The sequence below is a fragment of the Acinetobacter sp. CAU_H_S139_7 genome (assembly GCF_058599305.1).
On the sequence record NZ_CM178651.1, the window covers coordinates 1,757,281 to 1,783,260 of the forward strand.

At 39.7% G+C, this 25,980-nt stretch carries 19 protein-coding genes, 4 pseudogenes and 1 other annotated feature; of the genes and pseudogenes, 16 read left to right on the plus strand and 7 right to left on the minus strand.

All coding sequences use genetic code 11. From position 1 onward, the window contains the following. The first annotated feature begins 5 nt into the window (after positions 1 to 5). Together AC4MC0_RS08610 and AC4MC0_RS08615 are read left to right on the plus strand one after the other, a co-directional pair. Positions 6 to 2,381, plus strand: coding sequence for a heavy metal translocating P-type ATPase (locus AC4MC0_RS08610; protein ID WP_335999571.1), 2,376 nt, complete (start codon positions 6 to 8; stop codon positions 2,379 to 2,381). Beyond that, the gene (locus AC4MC0_RS08615; RefSeq protein WP_004663995.1) at positions 2,378 to 3,661 is read left to right on the plus strand and encodes an MgtC/SapB family protein; all 1,284 of its coding nucleotides are present in this window, start codon (positions 2,378 to 2,380) and stop codon (positions 3,659 to 3,661) included. Before AC4MC0_RS08610 ends, AC4MC0_RS08615 begins: the two co-directional genes overlap by 4 nt. 38 nt (positions 3,662 to 3,699) lie before the next feature. On the opposite strand, the gene AC4MC0_RS08620 is transcribed toward AC4MC0_RS08615, so the two are convergent. After that, entirely contained in the window at positions 3,700 to 5,100 is a 1,401-nt protein-coding gene (locus AC4MC0_RS08620) for a heavy metal sensor histidine kinase (RefSeq protein WP_335999568.1), read from the minus strand. After that, positions 5,093 to 5,773 carry a heavy metal response regulator transcription factor gene (locus AC4MC0_RS08625; RefSeq protein ID WP_004663993.1) on the minus strand — a complete coding sequence of 227 codons (681 nt, stop codon included), beginning with the start codon at positions 5,771 to 5,773 and terminating at the stop codon, positions 5,093 to 5,095. The genes AC4MC0_RS08620 and AC4MC0_RS08625 overlap by 8 nt, the downstream gene beginning before the upstream one ends. A 148-nt stretch (positions 5,774 to 5,921) precedes the next feature. Here AC4MC0_RS08625 and AC4MC0_RS08630 point away from each other — a divergent pair, with 148 nt between their 5' ends. The 4 genes and pseudogenes from AC4MC0_RS08630 to AC4MC0_RS08645 all read left to right on the plus strand — a co-directional run. Then, positions 5,922 to 6,218 carry a hypothetical protein gene (locus AC4MC0_RS08630; RefSeq protein WP_004281865.1) on the plus strand — a complete coding sequence of 99 codons (297 nt, stop codon included), beginning with the start codon at positions 5,922 to 5,924 and terminating at the stop codon, positions 6,216 to 6,218. A gap of 89 nt (positions 6,219 to 6,307) precedes the next feature. Beyond that, positions 6,308 to 8,224 (plus strand): copper resistance system multicopper oxidase, encoded by a 1,917-nt coding sequence (locus AC4MC0_RS08635; RefSeq protein WP_491887490.1) that lies wholly within the window; start codon positions 6,308 to 6,310, stop codon positions 8,222 to 8,224. Next, positions 8,211 to 9,131: a copper resistance protein B gene (locus tag AC4MC0_RS08640; RefSeq protein ID WP_062032146.1), complete on the plus strand. Its 921-nt coding sequence runs from the start codon at positions 8,211 to 8,213 to the stop codon at positions 9,129 to 9,131. Before AC4MC0_RS08635 ends, AC4MC0_RS08640 begins: the two co-directional genes overlap by 14 nt. Positions 9,132 to 9,154: 23 nt before the next feature. Beyond that, positions 9,155 to 9,352: pseudogene (locus AC4MC0_RS08645) on the plus strand (hypothetical protein); the annotation flags it as partial. Positions 9,353 to 9,368: 16 nt separating this feature from the next. On the opposite strand, the pseudogene AC4MC0_RS08650 reads toward AC4MC0_RS08645, so the two are convergent. After that, positions 9,369 to 9,530, minus strand: a pseudogene (locus tag AC4MC0_RS08650) (DDE-type integrase/transposase/recombinase); the annotation flags it as partial. Between the two features lie 58 nt (positions 9,531 to 9,588). Between AC4MC0_RS08650 and AC4MC0_RS08655 the strand changes: the two are divergent. From AC4MC0_RS08655 to AC4MC0_RS08665, 3 genes and pseudogenes are all read left to right on the plus strand, one after another. Beyond that, positions 9,589 to 10,811, plus strand: a pseudogene (locus tag AC4MC0_RS08655) (IS3 family transposase). Further along, positions 9,864 to 9,979, plus strand: a sequence feature (AL1L pseudoknot). (Overlaps the previous pseudogene by 116 nt.) A 41-nt stretch (positions 10,812 to 10,852) precedes the next feature. After that, positions 10,853 to 11,377: pseudogene (gene arsH / locus AC4MC0_RS08660) on the plus strand (arsenical resistance protein ArsH); the annotation flags it as partial. Positions 11,378 to 11,544: 167 nt separating this feature from the next. Continuing rightward, positions 11,545 to 12,633: an ArsO family NAD(P)H-dependent flavin-containing monooxygenase gene (locus AC4MC0_RS08665; RefSeq protein ID WP_062032166.1), complete on the plus strand. Its 1,089-nt coding sequence runs from the start codon at positions 11,545 to 11,547 to the stop codon at positions 12,631 to 12,633. 327 nt (positions 12,634 to 12,960) lie between these two features. Here the strand turns inward: AC4MC0_RS08665 and feoB are convergent, their stop codons facing one another. From feoB to AC4MC0_RS08680, 3 genes are read right to left on the minus strand one after another with little or no spacing between them, the layout of a single operon-like run. Continuing rightward, positions 12,961 to 14,790, minus strand: coding sequence for a ferrous iron transporter B (gene feoB / locus AC4MC0_RS08670; protein WP_335999559.1), 1,830 nt, complete (start codon positions 14,788 to 14,790; stop codon positions 12,961 to 12,963). After that, positions 14,780 to 15,040: a FeoA family protein gene (locus AC4MC0_RS08675; RefSeq protein WP_004665962.1), complete on the minus strand. Its 261-nt coding sequence runs from the start codon at positions 15,038 to 15,040 to the stop codon at positions 14,780 to 14,782. Before AC4MC0_RS08675 ends, feoB begins: the two co-directional genes overlap by 11 nt. Positions 15,041 to 15,051: 11 nt before the next feature. Continuing rightward, positions 15,052 to 16,332, minus strand: coding sequence for a cation efflux transmembrane domain-containing protein (locus tag AC4MC0_RS08680; protein WP_335999557.1), 1,281 nt, complete (start codon positions 16,330 to 16,332; stop codon positions 15,052 to 15,054). Between the two features lie 90 nt (positions 16,333 to 16,422). Between AC4MC0_RS08680 and cadR the strand changes: the two genes are divergently transcribed. The 5 genes from cadR to AC4MC0_RS08705 all read left to right on the plus strand — a co-directional run bounded on the left by cadR (position 16,423) and on the right by AC4MC0_RS08705 (position 22,099). Continuing rightward, positions 16,423 to 16,815 carry a Cd(II)/Pb(II)-responsive transcriptional regulator gene (gene cadR, locus AC4MC0_RS08685; RefSeq protein WP_039624321.1) on the plus strand — a complete coding sequence of 131 codons (393 nt, stop codon included), beginning with the start codon at positions 16,423 to 16,425 and terminating at the stop codon, positions 16,813 to 16,815. A 93-nt stretch (positions 16,816 to 16,908) separates the two neighbouring features. After that, a complete protein-coding gene (locus tag AC4MC0_RS08690; protein WP_001067784.1) occupies positions 16,909 to 17,613 on the plus strand; it encodes an IS6-like element IS1006 family transposase in 705 nt (234 codons plus the stop codon). A gap of 88 nt (positions 17,614 to 17,701) precedes the next feature. Beyond that, the gene (locus AC4MC0_RS08695) at positions 17,702 to 18,301 is read left to right on the plus strand and encodes an HNH endonuclease family protein (RefSeq protein WP_062035445.1); all 600 of its coding nucleotides are present in this window, start codon (positions 17,702 to 17,704) and stop codon (positions 18,299 to 18,301) included. Beyond that, positions 18,294 to 21,386, plus strand: a complete 3,093-nt coding sequence (locus AC4MC0_RS08700; RefSeq protein WP_335999553.1) for a type I restriction endonuclease subunit R — start codon at positions 18,294 to 18,296, stop codon at positions 21,384 to 21,386. The genes AC4MC0_RS08695 and AC4MC0_RS08700 overlap by 8 nt, the downstream gene beginning before the upstream one ends. Beyond that, positions 21,383 to 22,099, plus strand: coding sequence for a M48 family metallopeptidase (locus AC4MC0_RS08705; RefSeq protein WP_418655271.1), 717 nt, complete (start codon positions 21,383 to 21,385; stop codon positions 22,097 to 22,099). The genes AC4MC0_RS08700 and AC4MC0_RS08705 overlap by 4 nt, the downstream gene beginning before the upstream one ends. Before the next feature lie 135 nt (positions 22,100 to 22,234). Here AC4MC0_RS08705 and AC4MC0_RS08710 read toward each other — a convergent pair. Continuing rightward, a protein-coding gene (locus tag AC4MC0_RS08710; RefSeq protein ID WP_394804223.1) for an IS3 family transposase occupies positions 22,235 to 23,390 on the minus strand; the annotation gives its coding sequence in 2 pieces (ribosomal slippage) (positions 22,235 to 23,146 and positions 23,148 to 23,390; 1,155 coding nt in all). A 609-nt stretch (positions 23,391 to 23,999) separates the two neighbouring features. On the opposite strand from AC4MC0_RS08710, the gene AC4MC0_RS08715 reads away from it, so the two are divergent. Together AC4MC0_RS08715 and AC4MC0_RS08720 are read left to right on the plus strand one after the other, a co-directional pair. Continuing rightward, positions 24,000 to 24,365: a helix-turn-helix transcriptional regulator gene (locus AC4MC0_RS08715; RefSeq protein ID WP_062035453.1), complete on the plus strand. Its 366-nt coding sequence runs from the start codon at positions 24,000 to 24,002 to the stop codon at positions 24,363 to 24,365. Further along, positions 24,359 to 25,684 (plus strand): type II toxin-antitoxin system HipA family toxin, encoded by a 1,326-nt coding sequence (locus AC4MC0_RS08720; RefSeq protein ID WP_062035455.1) that lies wholly within the window; start codon positions 24,359 to 24,361, stop codon positions 25,682 to 25,684. The genes AC4MC0_RS08715 and AC4MC0_RS08720 overlap by 7 nt, the downstream gene beginning before the upstream one ends. Positions 25,685 to 25,980: the final 296 nt, after the last annotated feature.

The following is a 25,980-nucleotide window of genomic DNA, read 5'->3' on the forward strand; positions in this document are numbered from 1 at the left end:
TATTTATGTCAGATCAAAAAAATCATAACCAGGACCATATGGCACAGGCTACAACAGACGTACTGAAAGACCCAGTCTGTGGTATGACCGTCACTGAAGAATCGAAATACCATGAGGAATTTAAGGGGAAAACTTACTTTTTTTGCAGTGATAAATGTCAATCAAAGTTTCATAGCAGCCCGGTGCAATATATCGCTAAACCCGCAACGACGACTGCCGATGCACATACACAGCATCATCAGACTACTCAATCCGTTAATGATGCAAGCACAACAGGCACGACCATCTATACTTGCCCAATGCATCCAGAAATTAGACAGGATCATCCTGGAAACTGTCCTAAATGCGGAATGACACTGGAACCACTCATTCCCGAGTTAGAGGAAGATGAGAATCCTGAGTTACGTGATTTCCGTCGACGCTTCTGGTGGACACTGCCACTCACCATAGTCGTGACTTTTTTGGCAATGTTTGGCCATCAACTGAACCTGTTCGACATGGCAGTTCAGAGCTGGATTGAATTAGTGTTGTCACTCCCGATTGTACTGTGGGCAGGTTGGCCATTTTTTTCCCGTGGTTGGCAATCGGTTGTGAATCGCAGCCCAAACATGTGGACCCTGATCGGTCTAGGTACAGGGGCTGCTTTTATTTACAGTGTGGTTGCGACCATTGCACCACAAATCTTTCCAGACTCATTTATCTCCATGGGTCGTGTCGCTGTTTACTTTGAAGCTTCAGCGGTCATCATTTCTTTGACCCTACTGGGGCAAATACTGGAATTAAAAGCACGTTCGCAAACTTCTGCTGCAATTAAGTCACTCCTCGGACTTGCTCCTAAAACAGCTCGCCGAATCCTGCCTGATGGAACTGAAGAAGATGTTCCTCTAACGCATGTCCATGTAGGAGATTTACTCAGAATTCGCCCAGGTGAAAAAGTGCCTGTGGATGGTGTAATCACTGAAGGAAGTAGTTCAGTGGATGAATCGATGCTGACAGGTGAACCTTTACCTATCACTAAACGTATCGGCGATAAAGTCATTGGAGCTACCCTGAATACCAATGGTTCATTGATCATGCGTTCAGAGAAAATTGGTTCAAGTACCATGTTATCCCAGATCGTACAGATGGTGGCGCAAGCTCAACGATCGAGAGCACCAATGCAACGTATGGCTGATCAGGTAGCAGGTTGGTTCGTCATGGCTGTAGTGACCATTGCCTTGCTTACCTTCTTTGGATGGGGATTGTTCGGCCCAGAAGAGTCGAGCTGGGTTTATGCATTAATCAATGCTGTGGCAGTACTCATTATTGCCTGTCCTTGTGCACTAGGCTTGGCAACTCCAATGTCTATCATGGTTGCAACGGGTCAAGGTGCTACTCATGGTGTGTTGTTCCGCGATGCAGCAGCCATTGAGAATCTGCGCAAGATTGACACACTAATCATCGATAAAACAGGTACGTTGACCGAAGGACGCCCTGTATTCGATCGTGTGGTTGCCGCATCAGGTTTCGATGAATCTGAAGTATTACGTTTAGCCGCCAGTCTTGATCAAGGCAGTGAACACCCGCTAGCCGAAGCGATTGTAAATGCAGCACACGAACGTGGCCTGTCTCTTGAAACACCAGATAATTTTGAATCAGGCTCAGGGATTGGTGTTCGAGGTCAAGTGGGCGATCGTCAGTTAGCTTTGGGCAACACAGCACTGATGGAGCAATTAGGTATCTCGGTACAATCTCTGATTCCGCAAGCCGAAGAGCTGCGTTCAGAAGGTGCAAGTGTGATGCATCTAGCCATCAATGGTGAATTGGCCGGCCTGCTTGCAGTATCCGATCCCATCAAAAAAAGTACCCCTGAAGCACTTGCCACCCTGAAGGAAGCTGGACTACGTATCGTGATGGCAACAGGAGATGGTCTCACCACTGCCCGTTCAGTCGCAGCACGTCTGGGTATTGATGAGGTACATGGTGAAGTTAAACCCGCAGATAAACTAGAACTGGTCAGCAAATTGCAGAAGGAAGGTCGCATCGTGGCAATGGCCGGCGATGGAATCAATGATGCACCAGCACTAGCCAAGGCTGATGTCGGTATCGCTATGGGGACCGGAACTGATGTCGCAATGAATAGTGCTCAAGTTACGCTGGTCAAGGGGGATTTACGCGGTATCGCGGTTGCCCGTTCCCTTTCGGAAGCTACTGTTGGCAACATGAAACAGAACCTCATGTTTGCTTTCCTTTACAATGCCTTGGGTATCCCAATCGCAGCTGGCGTACTCTATCCATTTACCGGTTGGTTATTGTCACCCATGATTGCGGCCTTGGCGATGAGTTTTAGTTCAGCTTCAGTCATCACGAATGCCCTTCGCCTGCGAAATAAAAAGTTATGATAGAGAGTTCTTTTCTTCCACCAGATGTACCAGGTCTTATTGCAGCACTTGCCATCGGCCTGCTCATTGGTTTAGAACGAGGATGGCACGATCGTGAATTGCCCGAGGGCAGCCGAGTAGCAGGCCTACGTACCTTCACATTGACAGGATTGCTCGGAGGAGTGCTCGGTCATTTACAACCAAACTTCGGGCCTTGGCCGCTGGTCGCGGCCGTATTAGGGCTTTCCTTATTATTAACAGTGTCCTACGCGCGTACCGCAAAACTTTCCGGTAATCTAAGCGCTACCACGACGATCGCGATGCTGTTGACATTAGTTTTAGGTGCATATGCATCCCATGGTAATGTTACTTTAGCATTAACCGCGGCTGTAATCGTCGCTGTATTTTTGGATCTCAAGCCAACCTTACACGGTTGGCTACGCTTGATAGAGCATCGTGAATTAACCGCATCCCTGCAGTTGCTGGTACTTTCTGTCGTTATATTACCCTACTTACCCAATACGGGTCTGGGACCTTTTGCTGCATTAAATCCTTACCAGTTATGGTGGGCAGTGATCCTGATTGCCGGACTCTCTCTGGCAGGTCATTTTGCCATGCGGCTTACCGGTTCAGAAAGAGGCATATTCTGGACAGGTCTATTGGGTGGTTTGGCATCTTCTACAGCTGCAACTGTCGCACTGGCACGCTATACACGCCAGCACCCCGTCATGGTCAGTGCTGCTATTTCTGGAACATTGGCTGCCTGTGGCATCATGTTTTTTCGTATGGTTGTGCTGATAGGCGTCATTGAGCCAGCATTGCTAAGCACTTTTGGTGGTGCAATGATGATTGCGGGAATCCTTCTGCTGGGTATGGCATTGTGGAGACAACGCCAAATTACCAGCGCTGAAAACAACGATCGAACAATAGAAGCAATGGCTCCTTTTGATCTTGGGACAGCATTCAGCTTCGCTGCTTTCCTGGCTGTCATGGCAGTCTTGGTCCCGGCAGCAAAACAATGGTTGGGCACCAGCGGCATCTTCGTATTATCGACTATTTCTGGGCTAGCAGACGTAGATGCTATTTTAGTCTCACTTGCCCGCCTGCATAGTACTGAAGGCTTAACAACAAATGTGGCTGCTGTCGCGCTAGGGCTGGCCACACTGAGCAACATGTTAAGCAAAGCGACAATTGCATGGATGACAGGGGGGGCACAGTTTGGCCGAGCTATCATATTTGGCTACACAATTGCCATGATAGGTGCTGGCGTAGCTCTGGCTCTCAGTTTGAGCTTTATGTAAGGTCAACTCGGGTAAATGGAAGATGTTCAAAAAATGAGTTAAAATGATTCCCCTTGCATGGATTCACTTTGAAAAACAATGGTAAAAATGATTCGACCATTGAGGGATTCAGCCTGGATGGTCGCCCCAAGCATATCAAGAATAGATTTTGTTATGGCAAGCCCTAAGCCGGTTCCTTCTTCTGTTCTTTGTCTAGACGCATCTGTTCGATAAAAACGATCAAATAATCTGGATAGTTGTTCAGGAGAGAGTTCAGAGCCTTCATTTTCAATTGAAAATATTGTGTTATCTAAATTCTGTTGAAGTTTTATGCGTATTGTAGAATTCTTATTTCCATATTTAACTGCATTAGATAATAGATTGCTGAGTGCTCGACGTAACATAGCAGGATCACCTTTGACATTTCCAGATCCTGTTTGTTGAAGCGTCATATTTTTTTCGGCAGCTAGCGCATCATAGAAATCAAATAAGGCTGTAACTTCTTTAACCAGGTCAATATTCTGTAAGTTCTGTAATTTTAGGCCATGTTCTGCTTTTGCCAAGAAAAGCATATCGGATACCATTCGAGCCAAACGTTCTAATTCTTCTAAATTAGAAAATAGTACTTCTTGATAGGTACTGGTATCTCGTTTACGGGCAAGACATACTTGAGTTTGAGTCATTAAGTTATTAATCGGTGTTCTAATTTCATGCGCTAAATCAGATGAAAAATCGGAAAGCCTTTCTAAAGCTGATTCTAGTCTGTCGAGCATATCATTGAAGGCAATTGCTAATGATTTTAGTTCTGTTGGTGTGTGCTCAACTTCTAAACGTTCTGAAAGATGTTGGGCAGAAATGCCTTCTGCGACCTTAGCCATTTTTTGCACGGGTCTTAAACCTCTCCAGGTTGCAAACCAGCCTAAAAACATTAAACAAATCGTACCGGCTAAACCAATGTAAAAAAGTTGACGCTTAAAATCATTTAAAAAATGTAGATGTTCAGATGTATCGATCCCCACAATAATTCGTACAGATTGTATTTCAGAATTTCTATTTATACCTGTAGTGTAGATCATGCCACGATAGGTCTTATTTTGAACTTGCCATTTAATCCAAGAGTTATTTGCAGACTTGGTTAAGTGTTGAGTATTAATTGTTGAAGGTGCTGAACTAAATAAAACTTTACCTGTCGGTCGTTCTATTTGAACCATAAGATCATGGTGTCCAACTAAAGCGTCTCTCAAATACAGATTAAGTTCTGGAGAGTTTTTAGGATTCTGTTGGATAAGATTCTGAATCAGCTGGATTTTACCTTCTAATTGGGTACGGTCTTGAGTCTCAAAATGATGTATTACCAATTTATTTATGAATAAGCCCATAATAATTAGAATGAAAATAGTAGATAATGAGAAAATAATACCGATCCGAAAACTGATCGCTTTGAATAAGTTATTATTCATCCTCTACCTCTAGTACATACCCCATTCCTCGAATATTCTGAATTAATTTGGGGGTAAAGTTACTATCAACTTTACTTCTTAATCTTTTAATAGCGACTTCAACGACATTCGTATCACTATCAAAATTCATATCCCAAATTTGAGAAGCAATCAGCGCTCTTGGTAAAATTTCACCTCGTCTACGCATGAAAAGCTCCATAAGCGCGAATTCTTTTGCCGTCAGATCAATGCGTTGACCTGCTCGTGTTACCCGACGTTTTCTCAAATCGAGTTCTAAATCAGCAATCTTAATAATATTATTATCTTCTCTTTGTTGCCCTCGTCTAAGGAGAGTTTTGATTCGAGCAAGAAGCTCTGCAAAAGCAAAAGGCTTTACTAAATAATCATCAGCGCCTAACTCTAAACCTTTTACTCGATCTTCGATTTGATCTCGGGCGGTAAGAAAAAGAATGGGCATTGTTTTACCGCTGCTACGAATATCATTGATAATATTCCAACCATTTAGTCCAGGTAACATCACGTCTAAAATAATTAAGTCATACTCTTCAGAAAGAGCTTGATGTTTACCCGTTAACCCATCTGTAACCCAGTCCGTAATATAGCCAGCTTCGGATAAACCTTGCTTGAGATAATCACCAGTTTTTTGTTCATCTTCAACTAATAGTATTCTCATTTCCGAATCCTAAGTCATTCATTAAAACTATAATAACGTTATAAAACATCTGATCGAGATAGATTACAAAAATGTCATTTTCAAGTCACTTAGATGTTCAATGCTTCACTTTATTGTAGTAGCAAGAAATTAACTTTTAGAGAAACTTATGAAAACTGTAGTGCGTCGTAGTCTAACAATTTTAATGTGTGCTGGAACTTTAATTGCTGGTACTCAATCTTGGGCAAAAGATGTATCAACCTCAAGTGCCACTAAAACGGTAAAAGCACAGGAACCTTGTACAAAACCTTGTAAAATGGAAAAAGATGACAAGACTCAGCAAGATCATAGTCAACATCAGTCTCCTAACTCATCTGACATGTCAAAAATGGATCATTCTATGATGAATATGGACCATTCTAAAATGGATCATTCAAAGATGAATATGCCTAGTAGCAATAAATAATTTTATAAATAGCGAGAAAGAAGTATTAAAGTTTATACTAAATATTTGCTTTATTACTTCAATCTTGATCTTTCTAAAGGTGAGATAGAATGTCAAAAAAGTTAAGTCATATACTCTTAATTGGAGTTGGTTTATTTTCATCAACTTGGGTAATGGCGGCAGTTAAAGAATATGATTTAACAATCGCTGAACAAACTGTAAATATCACAGGAAAACCAGTTGAGAGAATTACTGTAAATGGTAAATTCGTTGCACCACTTCTTGAATTTGAAGAAGGTGATGAGGCCGTTATCCGTGTTCACAATAAGTTAAAAAATCAGGACTCTTCAATCCATTGGCATGGCTTATTATTACCTGGAATTATGGATGGTGTACCTGGATTTAACAAATTTAATGGCATTGCCCCTAATAAAACTTATGAATATAAGTTTAAAGTCCGCCAAAATGGTACTTATTGGTATCATTCACATAGTAAAGGACAAGAACAAGACGGTTTATATGGTGCTTTTGTTATTTATCCTAAAGATAAAACTCCACTAACAGCTGCTGAAAAAACCGATAAAGATTACGTTGTTTTGCTTTCTGATTTTCATAATTCGACAAGTGATCAAATTATGAAAAATATTAAAAAAGAAGCAGACTACTATCAGAACCGCCGCGAAACAGTATTCGATGTATTAAAACAAGTTAAACGTGATGGGCTAAAAGCGACTTGGCAAGACCGTTCTATGTGGAATCAGATGCGAATGCTGAAAACAGATATGTCCGATGTGACTGGTTATACATTTTTAATGAATGGCAAGACACCTCAGCAAAATTGGACGGGTAACTTCAAAGCTGGTGAAAAAGTTCGCCTTCGTTTTATTAATGCTTCCGCTATGTCATTCTTTGATGTACGCATTCCAAACCTAAAAATGACTGTAGTCAGTGCTGATGGTCAACCTGTAAAGCCCGTTCCTGTAGATGAGTTCCGTATTGGTACTGCTGAAACTTATGACGTAATTGTGGAACCAAAACAAGCACATTACCAAATTGAAGCTGAATCTATTGATCGTACCGGTTTTTCAGTGGGAACATTACATGAAGAAAGCAGCCCAGCAGTCAAACAAATTGAGATGCCTAAGCCTCGTCCTCGTTCTTTATTGACTATGGAAGATATGGGAATGAATCATGATATGTCTTCTATGAAAGGTATGGATCATGATATGTCTTCAATGAAAGATATGAATCATGATATGTCTTCTATGAAAGGCATGAATCACGATATGTCTTCTATGAAAGGTATGGATCATGATATGTCTTCAATGAAAGATATGAATCATGATATGTCTTCTATGAAAGGCATGAATCACGATATGTCTTCTATGAAAGGTATGGATCATGATATGTCTTCTATGAAAGGTATGAATCATGATATGCCGATGAATAGCGCTACTGTTAAGGCGGCTTCAGACAAGAATGATAATACCGTATTTGGATGGGCAAATGCTTCAACACCTGAAGGTAATAAAGCATTGCAATATAGTGATTTGCAATCGTTAGATCCTCAAAAAGACACTCGTGCAGCTGAACGTGAAATAGAGATCCGTCTTGGTGGAAACATGGAGCGTTATATTTGGACAATAAATGGTAAAAAATTTAATGAAGCCGACCCACTAGTGGTGAAGTATGGTGAACGTATTCGCTTAAAATTTGTCAATGACAGTATGATGGCTCACCCAATGCACTTACATGGCATGTTTATGCAGCTTGAGAATGGTCAGGATCCAAGCAATATGCCAAACAAACATACGGTAATTGTTCCACCTGGGAAAACGATAACCACTCTACTCACAGCTGATGAGTTAGGTGAGTGGGCTATTCATTGTCACCTGCTTTACCATATGAGTGCAGGAATGATGAATAAACTAATTGTCGCCCAAGTAGACAAAGATAGTGTTTCAAAAAATATTGTTGCTCAGCCCCCAATAAGTGAGAAGGGAGTAAATCCACATGCAAATCACTAAGAATTTCTTCTCAAAAACAGTCTTATCAATTGCATTAGTAAGTATATCAAACTTAACTTTTGCTAATAGCAGCACTTCGGAACAAGAAAGTAATATTACAAATGGTATGAGAGTCTTATTACAGGAGTCTGGTGGCTTAAGATATAGCCCCCAAGAATTGTATCCAGAATATTATTCAATGGAAAATGCAAATGGGGGAGATAATATTATTCTGACCGCAAGAAAGAGATCAGCCCCATCTCATGATGATCATCTTAAAGAACATGGCGGACAAATTTATCAAACGACAAAATTTGAAAATGAATGGATGGTTGATGAAGACGGTAAGGGCAACCTAGGAACAAAGTTTGAAACTTTGATTGGGACAGATGAAAATCGTCTATTTATTGAAGCCAATTCGGAAAAGTCAGAAAGTAATGATCCAAAATATGCTGTATCAGCACTTTATAGCCGTAACGTAGCCCCATTTTGGGATGTACAAGCTGGGGTAAGATATAGTGAAGATAAAAATAACAGCAGCAGCGATCGAGTGGATGGGGTTATTGGTATATTAGGTCTAGCTCCTTATTTCTTTGAAACACAAGCATATCTTTATGGCGGTGAGAATAATTTTTGGGGAGCAAGTTTTGAATTAGAACGTGATTTGCTTTTAACTCAGAAACTTATTACTCAACCTTATATCGAAGCAGATGTAATATTTAGCGATGATTCTAACTATGCTGCAAAATCAGGTTTATCAGAACTAAAAACGGGGATCAAAACCCGATATGAAATTACTAAGCGAATTAAACCTTTTATTGACGTTGCTTACCAATATGAAAAAGGACAGAAAGCCACTTCTATGCAAGAGGCTACGGATTCTGAAAAAGGCTGGAAATATGGTGCAGGCATCGAATTAGTTTTTTAAAATAGTATGATTTGGATTCATGAATGGTAGCTTCGGCTACTATTCATGAATTATTACTATTTATTTTCGAATCTGTAAAATTAAAAAAGCTTAATTTTTGGTCTATTTTTATGCAGTGGTTAAAAACATGCTTATCGCTGTTTTTATCGTTTGCTATTCTTTTAGTAGGATCGGCTGCTACTACTTCGTCTGTACATCATCGGTGTTTAATGCCATCTGAATAGATGCATGTGGCATAGCCGTCTTCATCGATTTGAATCCTAAAGTGGCCCTAATGATCCGCTTTAGCTTGCCATGATTACATTCGATCACGTTATTTTTATACTTAACCTGCCTGTGCTCAAGATCTGGTGGACATTTTCTTTCCCATTTTAACCGTGACAAAGCACCTCCATATGTGTGCTTTATGAACCGTACCGGGTTTGTCGGAGACTCAATATTCTGAGAGACTATTCCGATGAAAAAACCAACCTATACCCCCGAAATTAGAGAAAGAGCGGTTCAATTACTAATTGAATCTGAAAAAGATTATCCTTCTACTTGGGCTGCAATCACAGCAATTGCGCCTAAGATTGGTTGTACTCCTGAAACACTTCGTGCCTGGCATCAAAAGCATTTAGATCAGCAAAATCCTATTAAAGTACAACAGATATCTGATCAAGAAAAAATGAAGCAAATGGAACGTGAAATTAAAGAATTAAAGCGTGCCAATGAAATTCTACGTAAAGCAGCCGCTTTTTTCGCCCAGGCGGAGCTCGACCGCCCACACAAATAATGGTGGATTTCATCCATAACAATAAGACTTATATGGTGTTGATGCGATTTGTAGGATTTTACCGATCGCAGCTTCAACCTATTACCGAACTTTAGATCTCGCTGACAATCCAGAACATCGAGCGAAACGAGATCTACATGATGAGCATCATGCTGAACAAATTAAACGAATTTGGAAGGAAAGTTCAGGTCGATATGGTGTACGTAAAGTTTGGCAAAAATTGAAACGTGAAGGCTATGTTATTGCACGTTGTACAGTTGCTCGATTGATGCAGAAGCTAGATATACAAGGTGTTTGGCGTGGTAAGAACAAACAAACTACCCGCAACCGAGATGATCAAAAACGAGCAGATGATTTAGTGAAACGTAATTTTAGTGCTGATCGACCTGACCAATTATGGGTCAGTGACTTTACGTATATTCAAACTCATTCAGGCTGGGTCTATACCGCCTTTATTATTGATGTGTTCTCACGAGCAATTGTTGGATGGAAAGTATCTACACGGAGGAATACAGATATGGTGCTCGATGCACTTGAGCAAGCATTGCACGATCGAGGCATGCCAAAGAATGTGATTCATCATTCCGACAGGGGTGGGTGTGCAATATCTTTCGATTCGCTATACCAATCGTTTAGAAGCAGCAAATTTACGAGCATCAGTCGGTACAACTGGTGATTCATACGATAATGCTTTGGCTGAAACGGTGAATGGCTTATACAAAACAGAGGTGATTGAATATTTAAAAGCAGATTGGCAAGGTTTAGCAGATGTACAACTTGCGACACTAAACTGGGTAGATTGGTTCAATAAAAAGCGTGTACACAGTGCACTGGGTTATGTGTCGCCTTTTGAGTTTGAAGCAATGTACTATGATAAGATTAACCCGTTAGGTCAGGTGGCTTAACTTAAATAAAAAAGTCTCCGACAAACCCGGTACGGTTCATTATCTGTATCTATCACTTGTGGGGCCTTCCTTTGCCAGAAGATGCGGATACTGAGCATCCAAAAGTAAAAGAACTGCATGAGCTTCTTGCATGGTCTGAAGGTATGGTCTGGTGTTCACCTGAACGTCATGGTTCTATGAGTTCCATTTTTAAATCACAAATAGACTGGATTCCACTTGCAGGAGGAGCAATCCGTGCTACCCAAGGTAAAACCCTTGCCTTGATGCAAGTCAGTGGTGGATCACAGTCATTTAACAGCCTGAACCAGATGCGTATTTTGGGGCGGTGGATGCGGATGATCACCATTCCAAATCAGTCTTCAATTCCGAAAGCTTTCTTGGAATTCGAAGAAGATGGACGAATGAAGCCTTCAGCTTTCTATGACCGGATTGTGGATGTCATGGAAGAGTTATTTAAGTTCACTCTACTGACTCGTGGTCAAAGCAAATACCTGACTGATCGTTATTCTGAACGCAAGGAATCGGCTGAAGAGTTGTCCAAGCGTGTAAATCAGCGCAGTTTATAAATGCTGGATGGTATTAAATACTGCGTCTCATTGCCAGGTCAGTAACACTTTTATGCTGTACCGATGAAGTGCTGTTAAAGGTACAATGAATATTGTAAAAACCCAGTCTTCATGATTGGGTTTTTACATTAAAGAAGTCAGAGATAAATAAGGAAAAGGTGAAGGCTTTGAACCAGAAACAGACTGAAACTGATGTGATCATTATCGGTGGTGGGCAGGCCGCTTTATCTACCGCTTATTTTTTAAAGCGCAAGAAAATCCCATTCATTATATTGGATGAGCAAAATCAAGCGGGGGGTGCCTGGCTGCATACCTGGGAGTCATTGCGTCTTTTTTCTCCTAATACCTGGAGTTCTCTATCCGGTTGGATGATGCCCATCACTGAACAGACCTATCCAACACGAAATGAGGTGATCCAGTATTTATCGGCTTATGAACAGAGATATCAATTTTCGATTGTTCGTCCAGTACATGTCGATCGTGTGGAATCGAAGGGAAAGTATTTAGACGTATATGCTGGAGAAAAGTTTTGGCGAGCCAAGGTGGTGGTCAGTGCAACAGGGACATGGCGCCAGCCGTTTATTCCTGATTATCCGGGACAGGAAAACTTTCAAGGCACGCAGTTACATTCAGCCCATTACCTGAATGCAGATCCATTTAAAGATAAGAAAGTCATCGTGGTGGGTGGGGGGAATTCGGGCGCGCAAATACTCGCTGAGGTTTCACAAGTTGCTGAAACCATTTGGGTCACAAAAACTCCGCCTCAATTTTTACCTGATGATGTCGATGGTCGAGTACTGTTTTTAAGAGCAACTGAGCGTTTAAAAGTACAACAAGAAGGAAGAAAAGTTGACCAGCCAATAGGTGGCCTAGGTGATATTGTGATGATCGATAGTGTCAAAGAGGCAAGGAATAGAGGAGTCTTACATAGCCGTCCACCTTTTCAATCTTTAGCTACAGATGCAGTTATTTGGCCAGATGGAAAAAAAGAGAAAATTGATGTGATTATTTGGTGTACTGGATTTAAGGCTTCATTAAATCATCTAAAAAGTATAGATATAGTAGAGCGAGATAACTTTGTAGAAGTTCAAAATGGAAGGTCTATTAAGTTACCTAACTTGTGGTTAGTTGGATATGGAGATTGGACAGGTATGGCATCTGCAACATTAATTGGCGTTTCTAGAACAGCGAGAGCTACAGTAGATGAGATCTTCACTTATCTACAAGAAATTAATACTAAAAAATTTTCAGAATAATTATCCATATCGAGTATAAGAATTTTAGAATCGGTTTTGTGTCTAAGCTACTGGGAGCATTCCAATATTTTGATTATTATTTCACTAAAAGTGTCTACAAGATCATGCTATTCATTAAGCCATAATTTTTGATATTTAAACCTAATTTCATGAATTGCACTAAAAAGAGGGAACTCTTTCATAATTTATAATTAAATTAGAAGTTTTCTTAGGAAGCTGTTTAATATTATTGATATCTATACAGTTTTTCTTGTAAAAGCGCTTCATTTATAGTGAGTATTTCAATAAAATAAGGGAGCTAGCTCCCTTATTTTATTCATTTGCTAATTAAAAATTACTCGCAACTTGATATGTGATGAATGAAAAGATGTAGGCTAATGCAAACAAATAAGTTGCCATAATGATGGGCTGTTTCCAGCTGCCAGTTTCTCGTCTAATTGTTGCTAACGTAGCAAGACAATGGGGAGCAAAAATAAACCATACCAATAATGATAAACCTGTGGCTAACCCCCATCCATCCGGGCCTGAAATTTGACTTAACAGACTTTGAGTTACTGTATCTTCATCACCTGACATCGCATAAATCACCCCAAGAGCAGCAATTACAACTTCCCTTGCTGCCATAGCAGGAATGAGTGCAATACATATTTCCCATGTAAACCCAATAGGCGCAAATATAGGATGAATTAAATGCCCTAACTGACCAGCTAAACTATAGTTAATGGCCGGCATGCTTGCATTATCTGGTGGTTGAGGGAACGTGACTAGCACCCATAACAAGATAGACAGTGCGACGATAATGCCACCAACTCGTTTTAAGAAAATAGTTGCCCTATCATATAAGCCTAATGCAATATTTCTAATATCTGGAATTCGGTATGTGGGAAGTTCAAAAATAAAAATACTTTCAGTTTTATCTTTTCGAACCAATTTCAGAAACACTGAAACTAATAACGCTGAGACTATTCCCGACATATAAAGACCAAAAAGGACTAATCCTTGCAGACTTAACCAGCCGTAGATTAATTGGTTCGGAATAAATGCCGCGATCAATAAAGCATATACTGGCAATCTTGCTGAACAGGTCATCAAGGGTGCAATCATAATTGTTGCTAATCGGTCCCGTTCAGAGCTGATACTTCTGGTTGCCATAATTCCGGGAATCGCACAAGCAAAACTAGATAGCAGAGGAATAAATGAACGGCCGCTAAGCCCGGCTTTAGACATTAATTTATCTAAAAGAAATGCTGCCCGGGGTAAATAGCCTGACTCTTCAAGCATTAAAATGAAGAAGAATAAAATCAAAATCTGAGGCATATATGCAAGCACGCTACCTGCGCCAGCAATTACCCCATCCACCACCAAGCTTTTTAATAGAGGATGTTGGATTAGTGGTCCAATAAAATCACTGAGCCATGCGATAAAATTTTCAATGAATTCAATAAAAGGCGTTGCCCATATAAATACCGCTTGGAACATCACAAACATGGTTAAAGTTAAGATTACTAAACCCAATACAGGATGTAGAAAAATTTTATCTAGAAATGCGGTTCTTTTATCACCACTGTCATTATTTAAAATAACTTGTTTGGTGATTTGTTTGACCTGTTCAAAATGACTTAATTCAGAATGATAAGGAGTAATAAAAAGATTTTTTTGATCTAATTGATTAATTAAATCTTGAATTCCTTTTGTTTTAACTGCGACAGCTTCAACTACAGGGATACCTAACAGTTGAGACAGTTTATCCTTATCAATGGAAATACCACGCTTTTTGACCTCATCCATCATATTTAATACAAGAATCATAGGGCGATTTAGAGCACGAACTTCGAGAACCAAGCTCAAATGTAAGCTTAAATTTGTGGCATCTACAACGCATATAAAAATATCGGGTAGAATTTCACCTTTTAGCTCGCCCAAACAAACTGCCCTGGTGACTTCTTCATCTAAACTACTAGGTTTTAAACTGTAAGTTCCGGGTAAGTCCAATACTCGTATTGCATCACCAGAAGGTAATTTAAAAGAACCTTCTTTTCTTTCTACGGTAACCCCAGCATAGTTGGCAACTTTTTGTCGCGTACCAGTAAGCGTATTAAATAAAGAGGTTTTTCCGCAATTTGGATTACCGACTAATGCAATGTTCTTAATCTTCATTGGATACTAACTCTACAAAAATTCTTTCAGCTTCATTCTTTCTTAATGCGAATCTTGAAGTTTCAATTTGAACTAAAACAGGATCTCCGCCAAAAACACCTTTAGCGAGTACTTGTAGAGTTTCACCCTCTCTAAAACCTAATAGTTGGAGCCGTTCCAATACGGGATCAGTGGTATGACTGTATTGATTACCTTTTTTGAGATCTCTAATTTTGACGATCTGATTTTGTTTAACTTGAAATAGATTCATTTTCGATACTCTTACTTCAAAGCCAAAATCTTTCGAGCACCATTAAGCACGAATAAAGAAACCAGGATGCCAATGATTAAGTCTGGGTAAGCTGATCCCGTCCACGCCACGAGTACACCGGCAAATATAACGCCCATATTTACGACAACGTCATTCGCCGAGAAAATCCAACTGGCTTTCATATGTGCGCCATCTTCTCGATGACCAGAAATAAGATATAAGCATGTCACGTTAGCTATAAGTGCGAGCAGGCCAATAACAATCATGAGCGTTGATTCTGGCTCGCTTCCAAACATGAATCGTCTAATGACATCAATAATCACGATGACAGCAAGTAATAACTGAATCCAACCTGCGAAATGGGCTGCTTTTATTTGATATTTCGCAGCTTTTCCGACGGCATATAGCGCAATACCATAAACGGCTGCATCGGCAAACATATCTAGAGAATCAGCAATCAATCCTGTAGACGCAGCAATAATTCCGCTGATGAATTCTATAAAGAACAGTAGAGCATTAATGCCTAATAACAGTTTAAGTACTTTAGCTTGTCTCACAGGATCAGGTTCATTAGGTATATCGCCTGTAGAAAGCTGTGTTTCATCAAGTTTCGCCCCAAAACCCAGTCCTTCAAGTTTGGCCGTAATTTGCTGACTCCCTTCATTATGGAAGACTTTCAGTTTTCGATTGGGAAGATCAAAAGTAAGACCTTTAACTGCTTCAATATCTGCAAGAGCCATACGGACCATTTGCTCTTCAGCAGAGCAATCCATTTTAGGAATGGTATAGGTACTTGTTTGCTTAGCCTGTTGATTGCTTATATAAGTTTCAGTCTTCACAAGCTTTGCACCAAAACCCAAAGCTTCAAGTTTGGTGGTTATATTTTCATCTTTTTGATTATGTAGAACCTTTAAAGAACGGTTAGGTAAATCAAAGATGAGTTTTTGAACACCATCAATTGAAGATAGCGCCATACGAACCATCTGTTCTTCCGCAGAACAATCCATTTTGGGAACTAAGTATTCACTCATGTAGTGCGAATCTTTTAAAACGTTTTCAGTGCTTAAATTTTCTTTGGGATCAGAACCACAACAGGATTGAGCGGTATCTTCACAACTGTTTGAAGTGTTACAGCAAGGAGATGAAGATTTTTCTTCTTCCTCTTCACCACAACAGCTAGGCGTATTATCACAATTCTTTGAATTGCTTGCTTCTGCAATTGATGGATGATTTTCTTGTTGAGATTTCTTATCTTCGCATGGTGTTTCTTTACTACATCCACAGCCACTCATAGTTATACCCATTAAAAAAATTTATAAACTTTGAATATTAGAATCCCTATAGTTACTATAGAGTCAAGATTTTTTGGAAATACCAACTCAATGCATTTAAAAATTGGTGAACTCTCTAAAAAAACCTCATGTTCAGTATTAACAATTAGGTTTTATGAAAAGGAAGGTTTAATTCCAGAACCAGAAAGAACGGAAGGAAATTACCGCCTTTACGATGTAGGCTATGTTGAGCGAATTAAATTTATTTTGAATTGCCGAACTTTAAATATGAGTTTGAATGAAATTCGTCAATTACTTACCTATAAAGACAAACCTGAGAAAAATTGTTCAGGGGTGAATGAATTAATTGACTTACATGTCAGTGCTATCAGAGAAAATATAATCAAGCAACAAAAGCTTATTGAACAACTATCTGATTTAAGAGGTACTTGTGATGGTTTATGTACAATTGACCAATGTGGAGTTTTAAAAAATCTAGCTTGATTATCTAGACCTATGCTTTTTTCAAAAAATCGGCACTGTTGCAAATAACCACGAATGGTAAGCTGAAGACTGTTTTAGCTAAAGGTGCAGCATATGAATCCTTTCCATGGTCGGCATTTTCAGGGCGAAATCATTCTTTGGGCTGTGCGCTGGTATTGTAAATATGGCATTAGCTATCGTGAACTGCAGGAAATGCTGGCCGAACGGGGTGTGAATGTTGATCACACGACTATTTACCGTTGGGTTCAACGTTATGCTCCTGAAATAGAAAAACGTTTACGCTGGTATTGGCGTAATCCTACAGATCTGAGCTCGTGGCATATTGATGAAACCTATGTAAAAGTGAATGGACGATGGTCTTATCTGTATCGTGCAGTCGATCAACGTGGCGATACCATTGATTTTTATCTTTCTTCTAGACGTAATACCAAATCAGCATATTGTTTTCTTGGAAAAATTTTAAATAATGTGAAGAAGTGGCAAATTCCACAAGTGATCAACACGGATAAAGCACCCACATATGGACGTGCTTTATCACGGTTAAAACGGGAAGGTAAATGTCCACCAGACCTTGAGCACAGGCAGATTAAGTATAAAAATAACGTGATTGAATGTGATCATGGCAAGCTAAAGCGGATCATCAGGGCCACATTAGGATTCAAATCTATGAAGACGGCTTATGCCACAATTAAAGGTATTGAAGTCATGCGTGCACTACGTAAAGGACAAGCATCGTCATTTTATTATGGTCAGCCTCAGGGTGAAGTGTGTCTAATCAACAGGGTTTTCGGTCTCTAAGTACTTTTTAAAGGGAACATCATCGACTCAAATCTCTATTTGCAACAGTGCCAATGGGGCTTTGTACTATCTATATCGGCAAGATCATGTGAATGCGAATGAGTATTTAGCAGCATTGGAGAAACTGGCCAGACAGTTTGTATTCTCTCGTTTCTTGAAATCAGGAGACGGGGCAGACTACTTTAAGATGATATATGCTGATCATAATGAAGTAGTGATTCCTAGCGAAATTGATTCTTCAAAATTAAGTTTCGGAAATATTGAAAACAATTTTGTATTCAACTACCTGGATTATTTAATCTGGTGCGATCAGTTGCGCTCAGAACAACCAGATGAAGTGATTAAACAGTTTGAATTTACGTTCCGTAGTTCTGTTGAGCATTTTTATCCTCAGCACCCTATGGATGGTCATATCTACCTTCCGAGAGAATATTTAGATCGCTTTGGTAATTTATGTTTGATTAGTCATAGTAAAAATTCACGGTTAAGTAATTACCAGCCAAATGCCAAGCGTGAACACTTTACGGTTTCGATTGCAGACAAAAAGATTGATACCCTTAAGCTGTATCGCATGATCCGGTTACTTGAGAAAGATGGTACCTGGGGGGGAGCTCAAATAGAGCAACATGAAGAAGAAATGCTGACCTTATTAATAATGGACAGTGAAAAAGGAAATAACAATGAGTAATGTAGGTCAGCGCGAGCGCATTACACAAAATCGTATTGTGCAGTTTTTTCAGAAAGAACTTGGCTATCGCTATTTAGGGGACTGGCAGGATCGAGAGAACAATAAAAATATTGAGATTGATATCCTGACCACTTGGCTAAAAAAACGTGGAGTGATTGATGCACTCATCAACCGTGCGATTCGTCAGTTAGATGCAGCTGCCGCATTAGGTGAAGGGAAGAAACTCTATTATGCCAACAAAGATGTTTATCGTTTACTGCGCTATGGTGTGAAAGATAAAGAGGGTGCAGGTGAACTTAATCAAACCGTATGGCTGATTGATTGGAACAATCCAGAAGAAAATGATTTTGCGATTGCTGAAGAGGTATCGATTAAGGGGGAGAATAAGAAACGTCCCGATATCGTGCTCTACGTGAATGGCATCGCTTTAGGAGTACTTGAGCTGAAGCGTTCCTCTGTTTCAGTGTCTGAAGGTATCCGTCAGAATCTGGATAATCAGAAGAAAGATTTCATCCGTAATTTCTTTACGACTATGCAGTTAGTAATGGCTGGGAATGATACCCAGGGACTTCGCTATGGCATGATAGAAACTGCTGAAAAATATTTTTTAGAGTGGAAAGAAGAGGTTAGTAATCCTTATAGTCATCGACTAGATTTTCATTTAAGTCGTATTTGTAACAAGCAGCGTTTTTTACAAATTATCCATGACTTTATTGTGTTTGATGCGGGTATTAAGAAAACCTGCCGTCATAACCAGTTCTTTGGCATTGAAGCTGCAAAACGTCATGTGGCGAAACGCGAAGGTGGAATCATTTGGCATACGCAGGGATCAGGCAAAAGCCTGACGATGGTGTGGTTAGCCAAATGGATACGTGAGAATGTAAGAGACAGTCGTGTTCTGATTGTGACAGATCGTACTGAATTGGATGAACAGATTGAAAAGGTCTTCACTGGCGTAGAAGAAGAGATCTACCGGACGAAAAGTGGTGCGGATTTAGTCTCAACCTTAAACATGTCCAATCCGTGGTTGATTTGCTCTTTGGTGCATAAATTTGGTCGCCAGTCTGATTCGGAAAATGATGCTGCAACTGATGAGTTTATTGAAGAGTTAAAGCAGTCATTGCCTAAAGATTTTAAAGCAAAGGGCGATTTGTTTGTGTTTGTTGATGAATGTCACCGTACACAATCTGGAAAACTACATGAGGCAATGAAGTCGATTTTACCAGAAGCCATGTTTGTTGGTTTTACTGGTACGCCTTTGATGAAAAAGGATAAGAAGAAATCTATTGAGGTGTTTGGCTCTTATATTCATACCTATAAATTTGATGAAGCCGTTGCTGATGGCGTGGTCTTGGATCTGCGCTATGAAGCAAGGGATATTGACCAGAATATTACTTCACAGAAAAAAGTAGATGAGTGGTTTGAAGCAAAGACAAGGGGGCTATCACGGCTTGCCAAGATCCAGCTTAAACAGAAGTGGGGCACCATGCAAAAGGTGCTTTCCAGCAAATCCCGGTTACAGCAGATCGTGAACGACATTTTACTCGATATGGATACCAAGCCACGTTTGATGGATGGTTATGGTAATGCTATGTTGGTGTGCTCTAGCGTCTATCAAGCATGTAAGGCCTATGAAATGTTTAGTCAGACTGATCTGGCAGGCAAAGTCGCGATTGTTACCAGTTTTCAGCCAACAGCAGCGAGTATCAAAGGCGAAGAAACGGGCGAGGGACTGACAGAGAAGCTGTTTAAGTACGACATTTACCGTAGGATGCTAGCAGACTACTTCGAGCAACCTGAAGAGCAGGCAGCGAGTCGGGTCGAAGAGTTTGAAAAAGAAGTTAAAAACTGCTTTATCAAAGAGCCAGGACAAATGCGTTTGTTGATTGTGGTGGATAAACTTTTAACAGGGTTTGACGCACCATCGGCTACCTATTTGTATATTGATAAGCAGATGGCCGACCATAACCTGTTTCAGGCGATTTGTCGTGTAAATCGCCTTGATGGCGATGATAAAGAGTATGGCTATATTGTCGACTATAAAGATTTATTCAGATCCATCGATAAAGCAATCTCTGATTACACTCAGGGGGCTTTTGATGGCTATGATAAGGAAGACGTTGCTGGGTTACTGAAGGATCGCTTAGAACAGGCGAGACTGGATTTAGACAATGCATTAGAAATGGTCAGAGCATTATGTGAACCTGTGAAATTTCCACGTAACAGCCAAGATTATATTCATTACTTCTGTGGCGAATCGGGTAGTAATCAGGATGAGCTTAGTGAAAAAGAATCACTACGTCTGACTCTTTATCAAAATGTCGCCAAATTGCTACGTGCTTTTGCCAATATTGCCAATGAAATGCCAGATGCTGGCTATTCCGTGGAAGATATTGAAAAAGTCCGTGATGAGGTTGCTCATTATGAGAAGGTTCGGGATGAGGTGAAATTGGCCAGTGGTGATTTGGTTGAGCTGAAGCGTTTTGAGCCTGCAATGCGGCATTTGTTGGATATGTATATCCGTGCCGATGACAGCGAAGTGCTGATGGATTTTGAAGATATTGGCCTGATTGAGCTGATTGTCGAAAAGGGTAACGATGGCATCGACAAGTTACCGGAAGATATCCGAAGAAATCCTGAAGCCATGGCTGAAACCATCGAAAATAATGTACGCAAAACCATTATTGATGAGAATCCGGTCAACCCGAAATACTACGAACATATGTCGGTATTGTTGGATGAGTTGATTGAATTTCGCCGACAAAAAGCCATTGAGTACCAGGAATACCTTGAACAGATTCGAAATTTGGCTCGTAAGGTCATTTATCCTGATCAGGGGGGATCGAATTATCCATCTTCAATAGATACCGGCGCTAAACGAGCAATCTTTGATAACTTTGGTAAAGATGAAGTCTTGGCCATTAAGATTGACACTGCGATTCGTTATACCAAAAAAGCGGAGTGGGTCGGGGATCGTTTTAAAGAGCGTGAAATCGCTAATGCTGTGCGTCAAGAGACTCAAGGATACGACATTGATATCCAGAAGGTAATGGAGCTGGCGATGGCTCAGAGGGAATATCAATAGTGGTATTGCTTCAAATTGGGGAGCTGGAAATCCAGCTTCACCGTAAGGCTATTAAAAACCTGCATCTTAGTGTTTTGCCACCAGAAGGCTGTGTACGTGTCTCTGCACCTTTAACAATGACTGACACTGCGATCCGAATGGCGGTGATTAGTCGTATTCCATGGATTAAGAAGCAGCGATCCGCATTCATCAACCAATCTCGACAATCTGCGAGAGAAATGGTAAATGGCGAGTGCCATTATGTTTGGGGGCGAAAATATAGACTGAATATCATTCAGACGAGTGGGCAGCATAAAGTTGAATTAGGAAATACAAATAGGCTCGACATGTATGTTCGATCTGGAACATCCATGCAAAACAAGAATAAGCTTATAGAAGCCTTCTATCGTCAGCAATTGCAGGAAAGACTTAATCAACTTTATTCATCATTGATGCCAAGAATAGGAGTTACTCCTGATTTTATCGGAATCCGAAAAATGAAAACCCGTTGGGGAAGTTCCAATCCATCTTCAAAACGAATCTGGATTAATTTAGAGCTGGCCAAAAAACCAGTTGAATGCTTGGAGTTTATTCTTGTCCATGAGTTGGCACATTTGATCGAGCGTCACCACAATGAGCGTTTTGTGATGTATATGGATCAGTTTCTTCCTCAATGGCGTGAGCGAAAGGCTTTGTTGAATAGTTTGCCATTAGGACATGGTTTATCTTATTGATGATTAAACATAAGAGTTTTGATATTCAATAAGGGCATGAAAATACAAATTGTATTTTGATCAGACTTCTTCGAAAATTTTTTCCAAAGAATTAAAATTTTCATCTAGAACCTGAATTGAATAGCCACCAAAATTCTAGACACACATAACCATCTTTTGATGGGCCTTTTCATAATCTAATGGAGAACGCTGACCATTGGAACCATGTCTGCGTTTTGAGTTATAGAACATCTCTATATATTCAAAGATATCCGACCTTGCTTCAGTTCTTGTCACATAGATTTTCTTCTTGATCCTCTCTCGCTTTAACAGCTGAAAGAAGCTCTCAGCAACAGCATTATCATGGCAGTTTCCACGCCGGCTCATACTGCTTTCAAGGTTGTGATGCTTGAGAAATGTCTGCCATTCATGACTGGTGTATTGGCTACCTTGATCAGAATGAATCAGGACTTTGTTCTTTGGGCTTCTTCGCCACAAAGCCATCAGTAGAGCATCTAAAACCAGATCTGTTGTGATTCTCGACTTCATAGACCAGCCAACGACTAGCCGTGAGAATAGGTCGATTACTACTGCAAGATACAGCCATCCTTCATGAGTGCGAATATAAGTGATGTCAGTCACCCACAACTGGTTGGGCTGGGTGGGGTTAAACTGTCTGTCTAAAGTATTTCGAGCCACAATCGATGGAGTACTAACATTAGCTCTAGGTTTGCGATAGCCACGCTGTGACTTGAGACCATTCGCCTTCATGAGTCGATGTACTCGATTGATACCGCAACTTTCGCCAACGTCTTTCAAATCACAATGAATCTTGCGATAACCGTAGACTCCGCCAGATTCCAACCAGAACTGTTTAATTAATCCTGAAAGCTGTTGCCGCTTCCTCGCAGTTATACTGGTAGGTTTCTTTAACCAGGCGTAATAACCACTGTGATGAACATCTAACGTTGAACATAAACGACGAACAGACCATATATGTTGGTTGTCCCGAATAAAGGCGTAACTCATTTGGACTGGCTTGCGAAGCGGCGTGAAAGCAGTGCTTTCACTTTAATATGTCCCTTTCTTCAGTGACCCTTTGCAGCTCTTTTTTTAATTTCGCTAATTCTGTAGTTGGATCACTAGATTCTGTTGTCTTGGGCTGCTGTGGATCATAACGTTTGATCCAAGCATACAGACTATGTGTAGTGGTTCCTAAACGTGTAGCAACTTCAGCCACACTATGACCTTTCTCAGTGACTTGTTTTACTGCTTCAATTTTGAATTCTTCAGGGTATCGTTTACTGCTCATAAGCACCTCGTTAATTAGCCATTTTATCTAACTAAAAGGTGTCTACAAAATCGGTGGCTATTCATTGTTTTTATATTGATGTTGGTTCATTTTACACTAAAAAGTTATTCGTTAAGAAAATTTCATAAGCTTTCGTGAAATCGAAAGGGGATTGTTGGCTGCTCAATTTCAAAATGATTAAATAATCAATTGGTGATTTAGAGCGTAAACTTCGAATCGCTGAAAAGTTTAGATATAAAGGTGGCATAGTGGGTGTTGCAGAGAGTGAATTTTTGTTGACAGCTCACGACTTTAATAGTCGAAAAATGGCATATTAAGATGAGAGCAAGAATAGGGTTAAATAGATAAACTAAGACCCTATTTTTTGAATATTTTGGGTTGATAAACTCATAAATTAAGGTCTAATAAATTTTTATTCATGCTACTAATTATAAGACTTTTTCAATCGAGTGCGTAACATCAGTTTATAACTAACATTCATAATGACTAAATATTTAATCATATAAAGTTAATTTTAGAACTAATGATAATTTTTATCATCCTAATGACATTAAATATTAAAAATGATAAAGTAAACTCATATTAGGAAAATTCTGAAATGGTGAAGCGATGAAATTTGGAGCATTGAAAACACCAGAAGCGATGGGGCGTGAATTAGGTGATCGACTAAAACAAGCACGACTTAATTTAGATCTTACTCAAGAAGAAGTCGGCTTATCGGCAGGCGTGAGTCGCTACACTATAAAAAATTTAGAACAAGGGCGAGGTAATATTCAGGATTTGATGGCTGTTTTAATTGCTTTGGAAAGCACTGATCAATTAGACCACTTAATGCCACCGCAACAGATATCGCCTATAGAATTATTGAAGCTAAGAGGTCGGATGAGAAAGAGAGCATCTGGTTCACACAACAAAACAGTATCGAACAAGAAAATTGACAAGACAAATAGAAGAGAAGAAGATTTAGGATGGTAGATAAAGTTGATGTAATTAAAGTTGTATACAAAGAATTAGATGTTGGAGCTTTAAGTTTTGATCCCACGACAGGTCAAAGCGCGTTTATATATATGCCAGAATTTGTTAGTGCTGGTATAGAGTTATCGCCTTTAACGATGCCTTTGCGGGAAAATTACATATATAACTTTAATGCTTTAAATCCTGAAACTTTCAAAGGATTACCTGGAATGCTAGCTGATTCGCTTCCAGATGATTTTGGTAATCGTATCTTAAATACTTGGCTAGCTTCAAAAGGACGTGCAGCAAATAGCATTACCCCAATTGAACGACTTCGTTATACAGGGAAGCGTGGTATGGGGGCATTAGAGTTTTTACCTGCTGAAGCTCGTGGAGAATTAAATGCAAATGAATCTGTTCAAATAGATGAACTTGTAGCTATTGCACAGGAAGTTTTATCGGCACGTAACGAATTTGATGCCGAACTAAGATCAGATGGCTCTGATGACCAGGAAGCGATGTTGTCACTCTTAAGCGTAGGAACGAGTGCAGGTGGAGCGAGACCTAAAGCAGTTTTAGCATTCAATGAGGATTTTACAAAAGCCAGATCAGGGCAGGCGAATGTTCCAAGGGGTTACACACACTACTTAATGAAATTTGATGGTGTAACCGAGAGGAATACCAACAAAGAGACATTTGGTGATCCTTTAGGGTATGGTGCAATGGAATATGTCTATTATCAAATGGCTACTGCCTGTGGTATTGATATGATGCCTTGTTATCTACTGCATGAAGGTGATAGACAACATTTCGTAACTCAAAGATATGACAGAATCGGGAATGAAAAGCTGCATGTGCAAACTTTAAATGCAATGGCTCATGTCGATTATAAGATGCCTGGATCATTTTCTTATGAAGAACTATTTCTTGTACTTCGCGAGCTTAAAATGACTGCAGTTGAAGCTGAACAACTATTAAAGCGAATGATCTTCAATATTGTGGCACGTAATCACGATGATCATGCCAAAAACTTCTCATTTATCCTTCGAGATCAGAAATGGGAGTTGGCACCTGCTTATGACTTAGCATTTAGTTATAAACCAGGTTCAATCTGGGTAGAGTCTCATTGGATGTCACTAAATGGTAAGCGCAGAGATTATGTATTAGAAGATATTCTTTCTGTAGAATCTTTAAGCCGAAAATTTACTCCTAAATATGTGCTAGAGGTTTTAAATCATACTATAGAGATTGTGTCAGGATGGAAGGATCTAGCTAAAGCTTCAAATGTTCCTGAAAAACTAATTGCTGAAGTATCCGAAAATTTGAGACTGAAGTTCTAATTTTAAAAATAGAACTCATGCACAAGAATTCTATTGTATTAGATTTCAACCCCATAAAGATTAAATATTTTATCATTATTACTACAATCATACATTAATGATCATATTATTAATCATTATAGGAGTTTATTATTAACAGATATTATGTCCAGCTCCTTCAAATTTTATAAGAAGACATCCTTTATTTAATAATCATTCAAGTGCTTGGTCGCTGTTGCATTACTTACTTGTGCTAGTGTTAATATTTGGAGATTTTACTGGATGATTATTATGACCACTTAATCTATTAATACCTT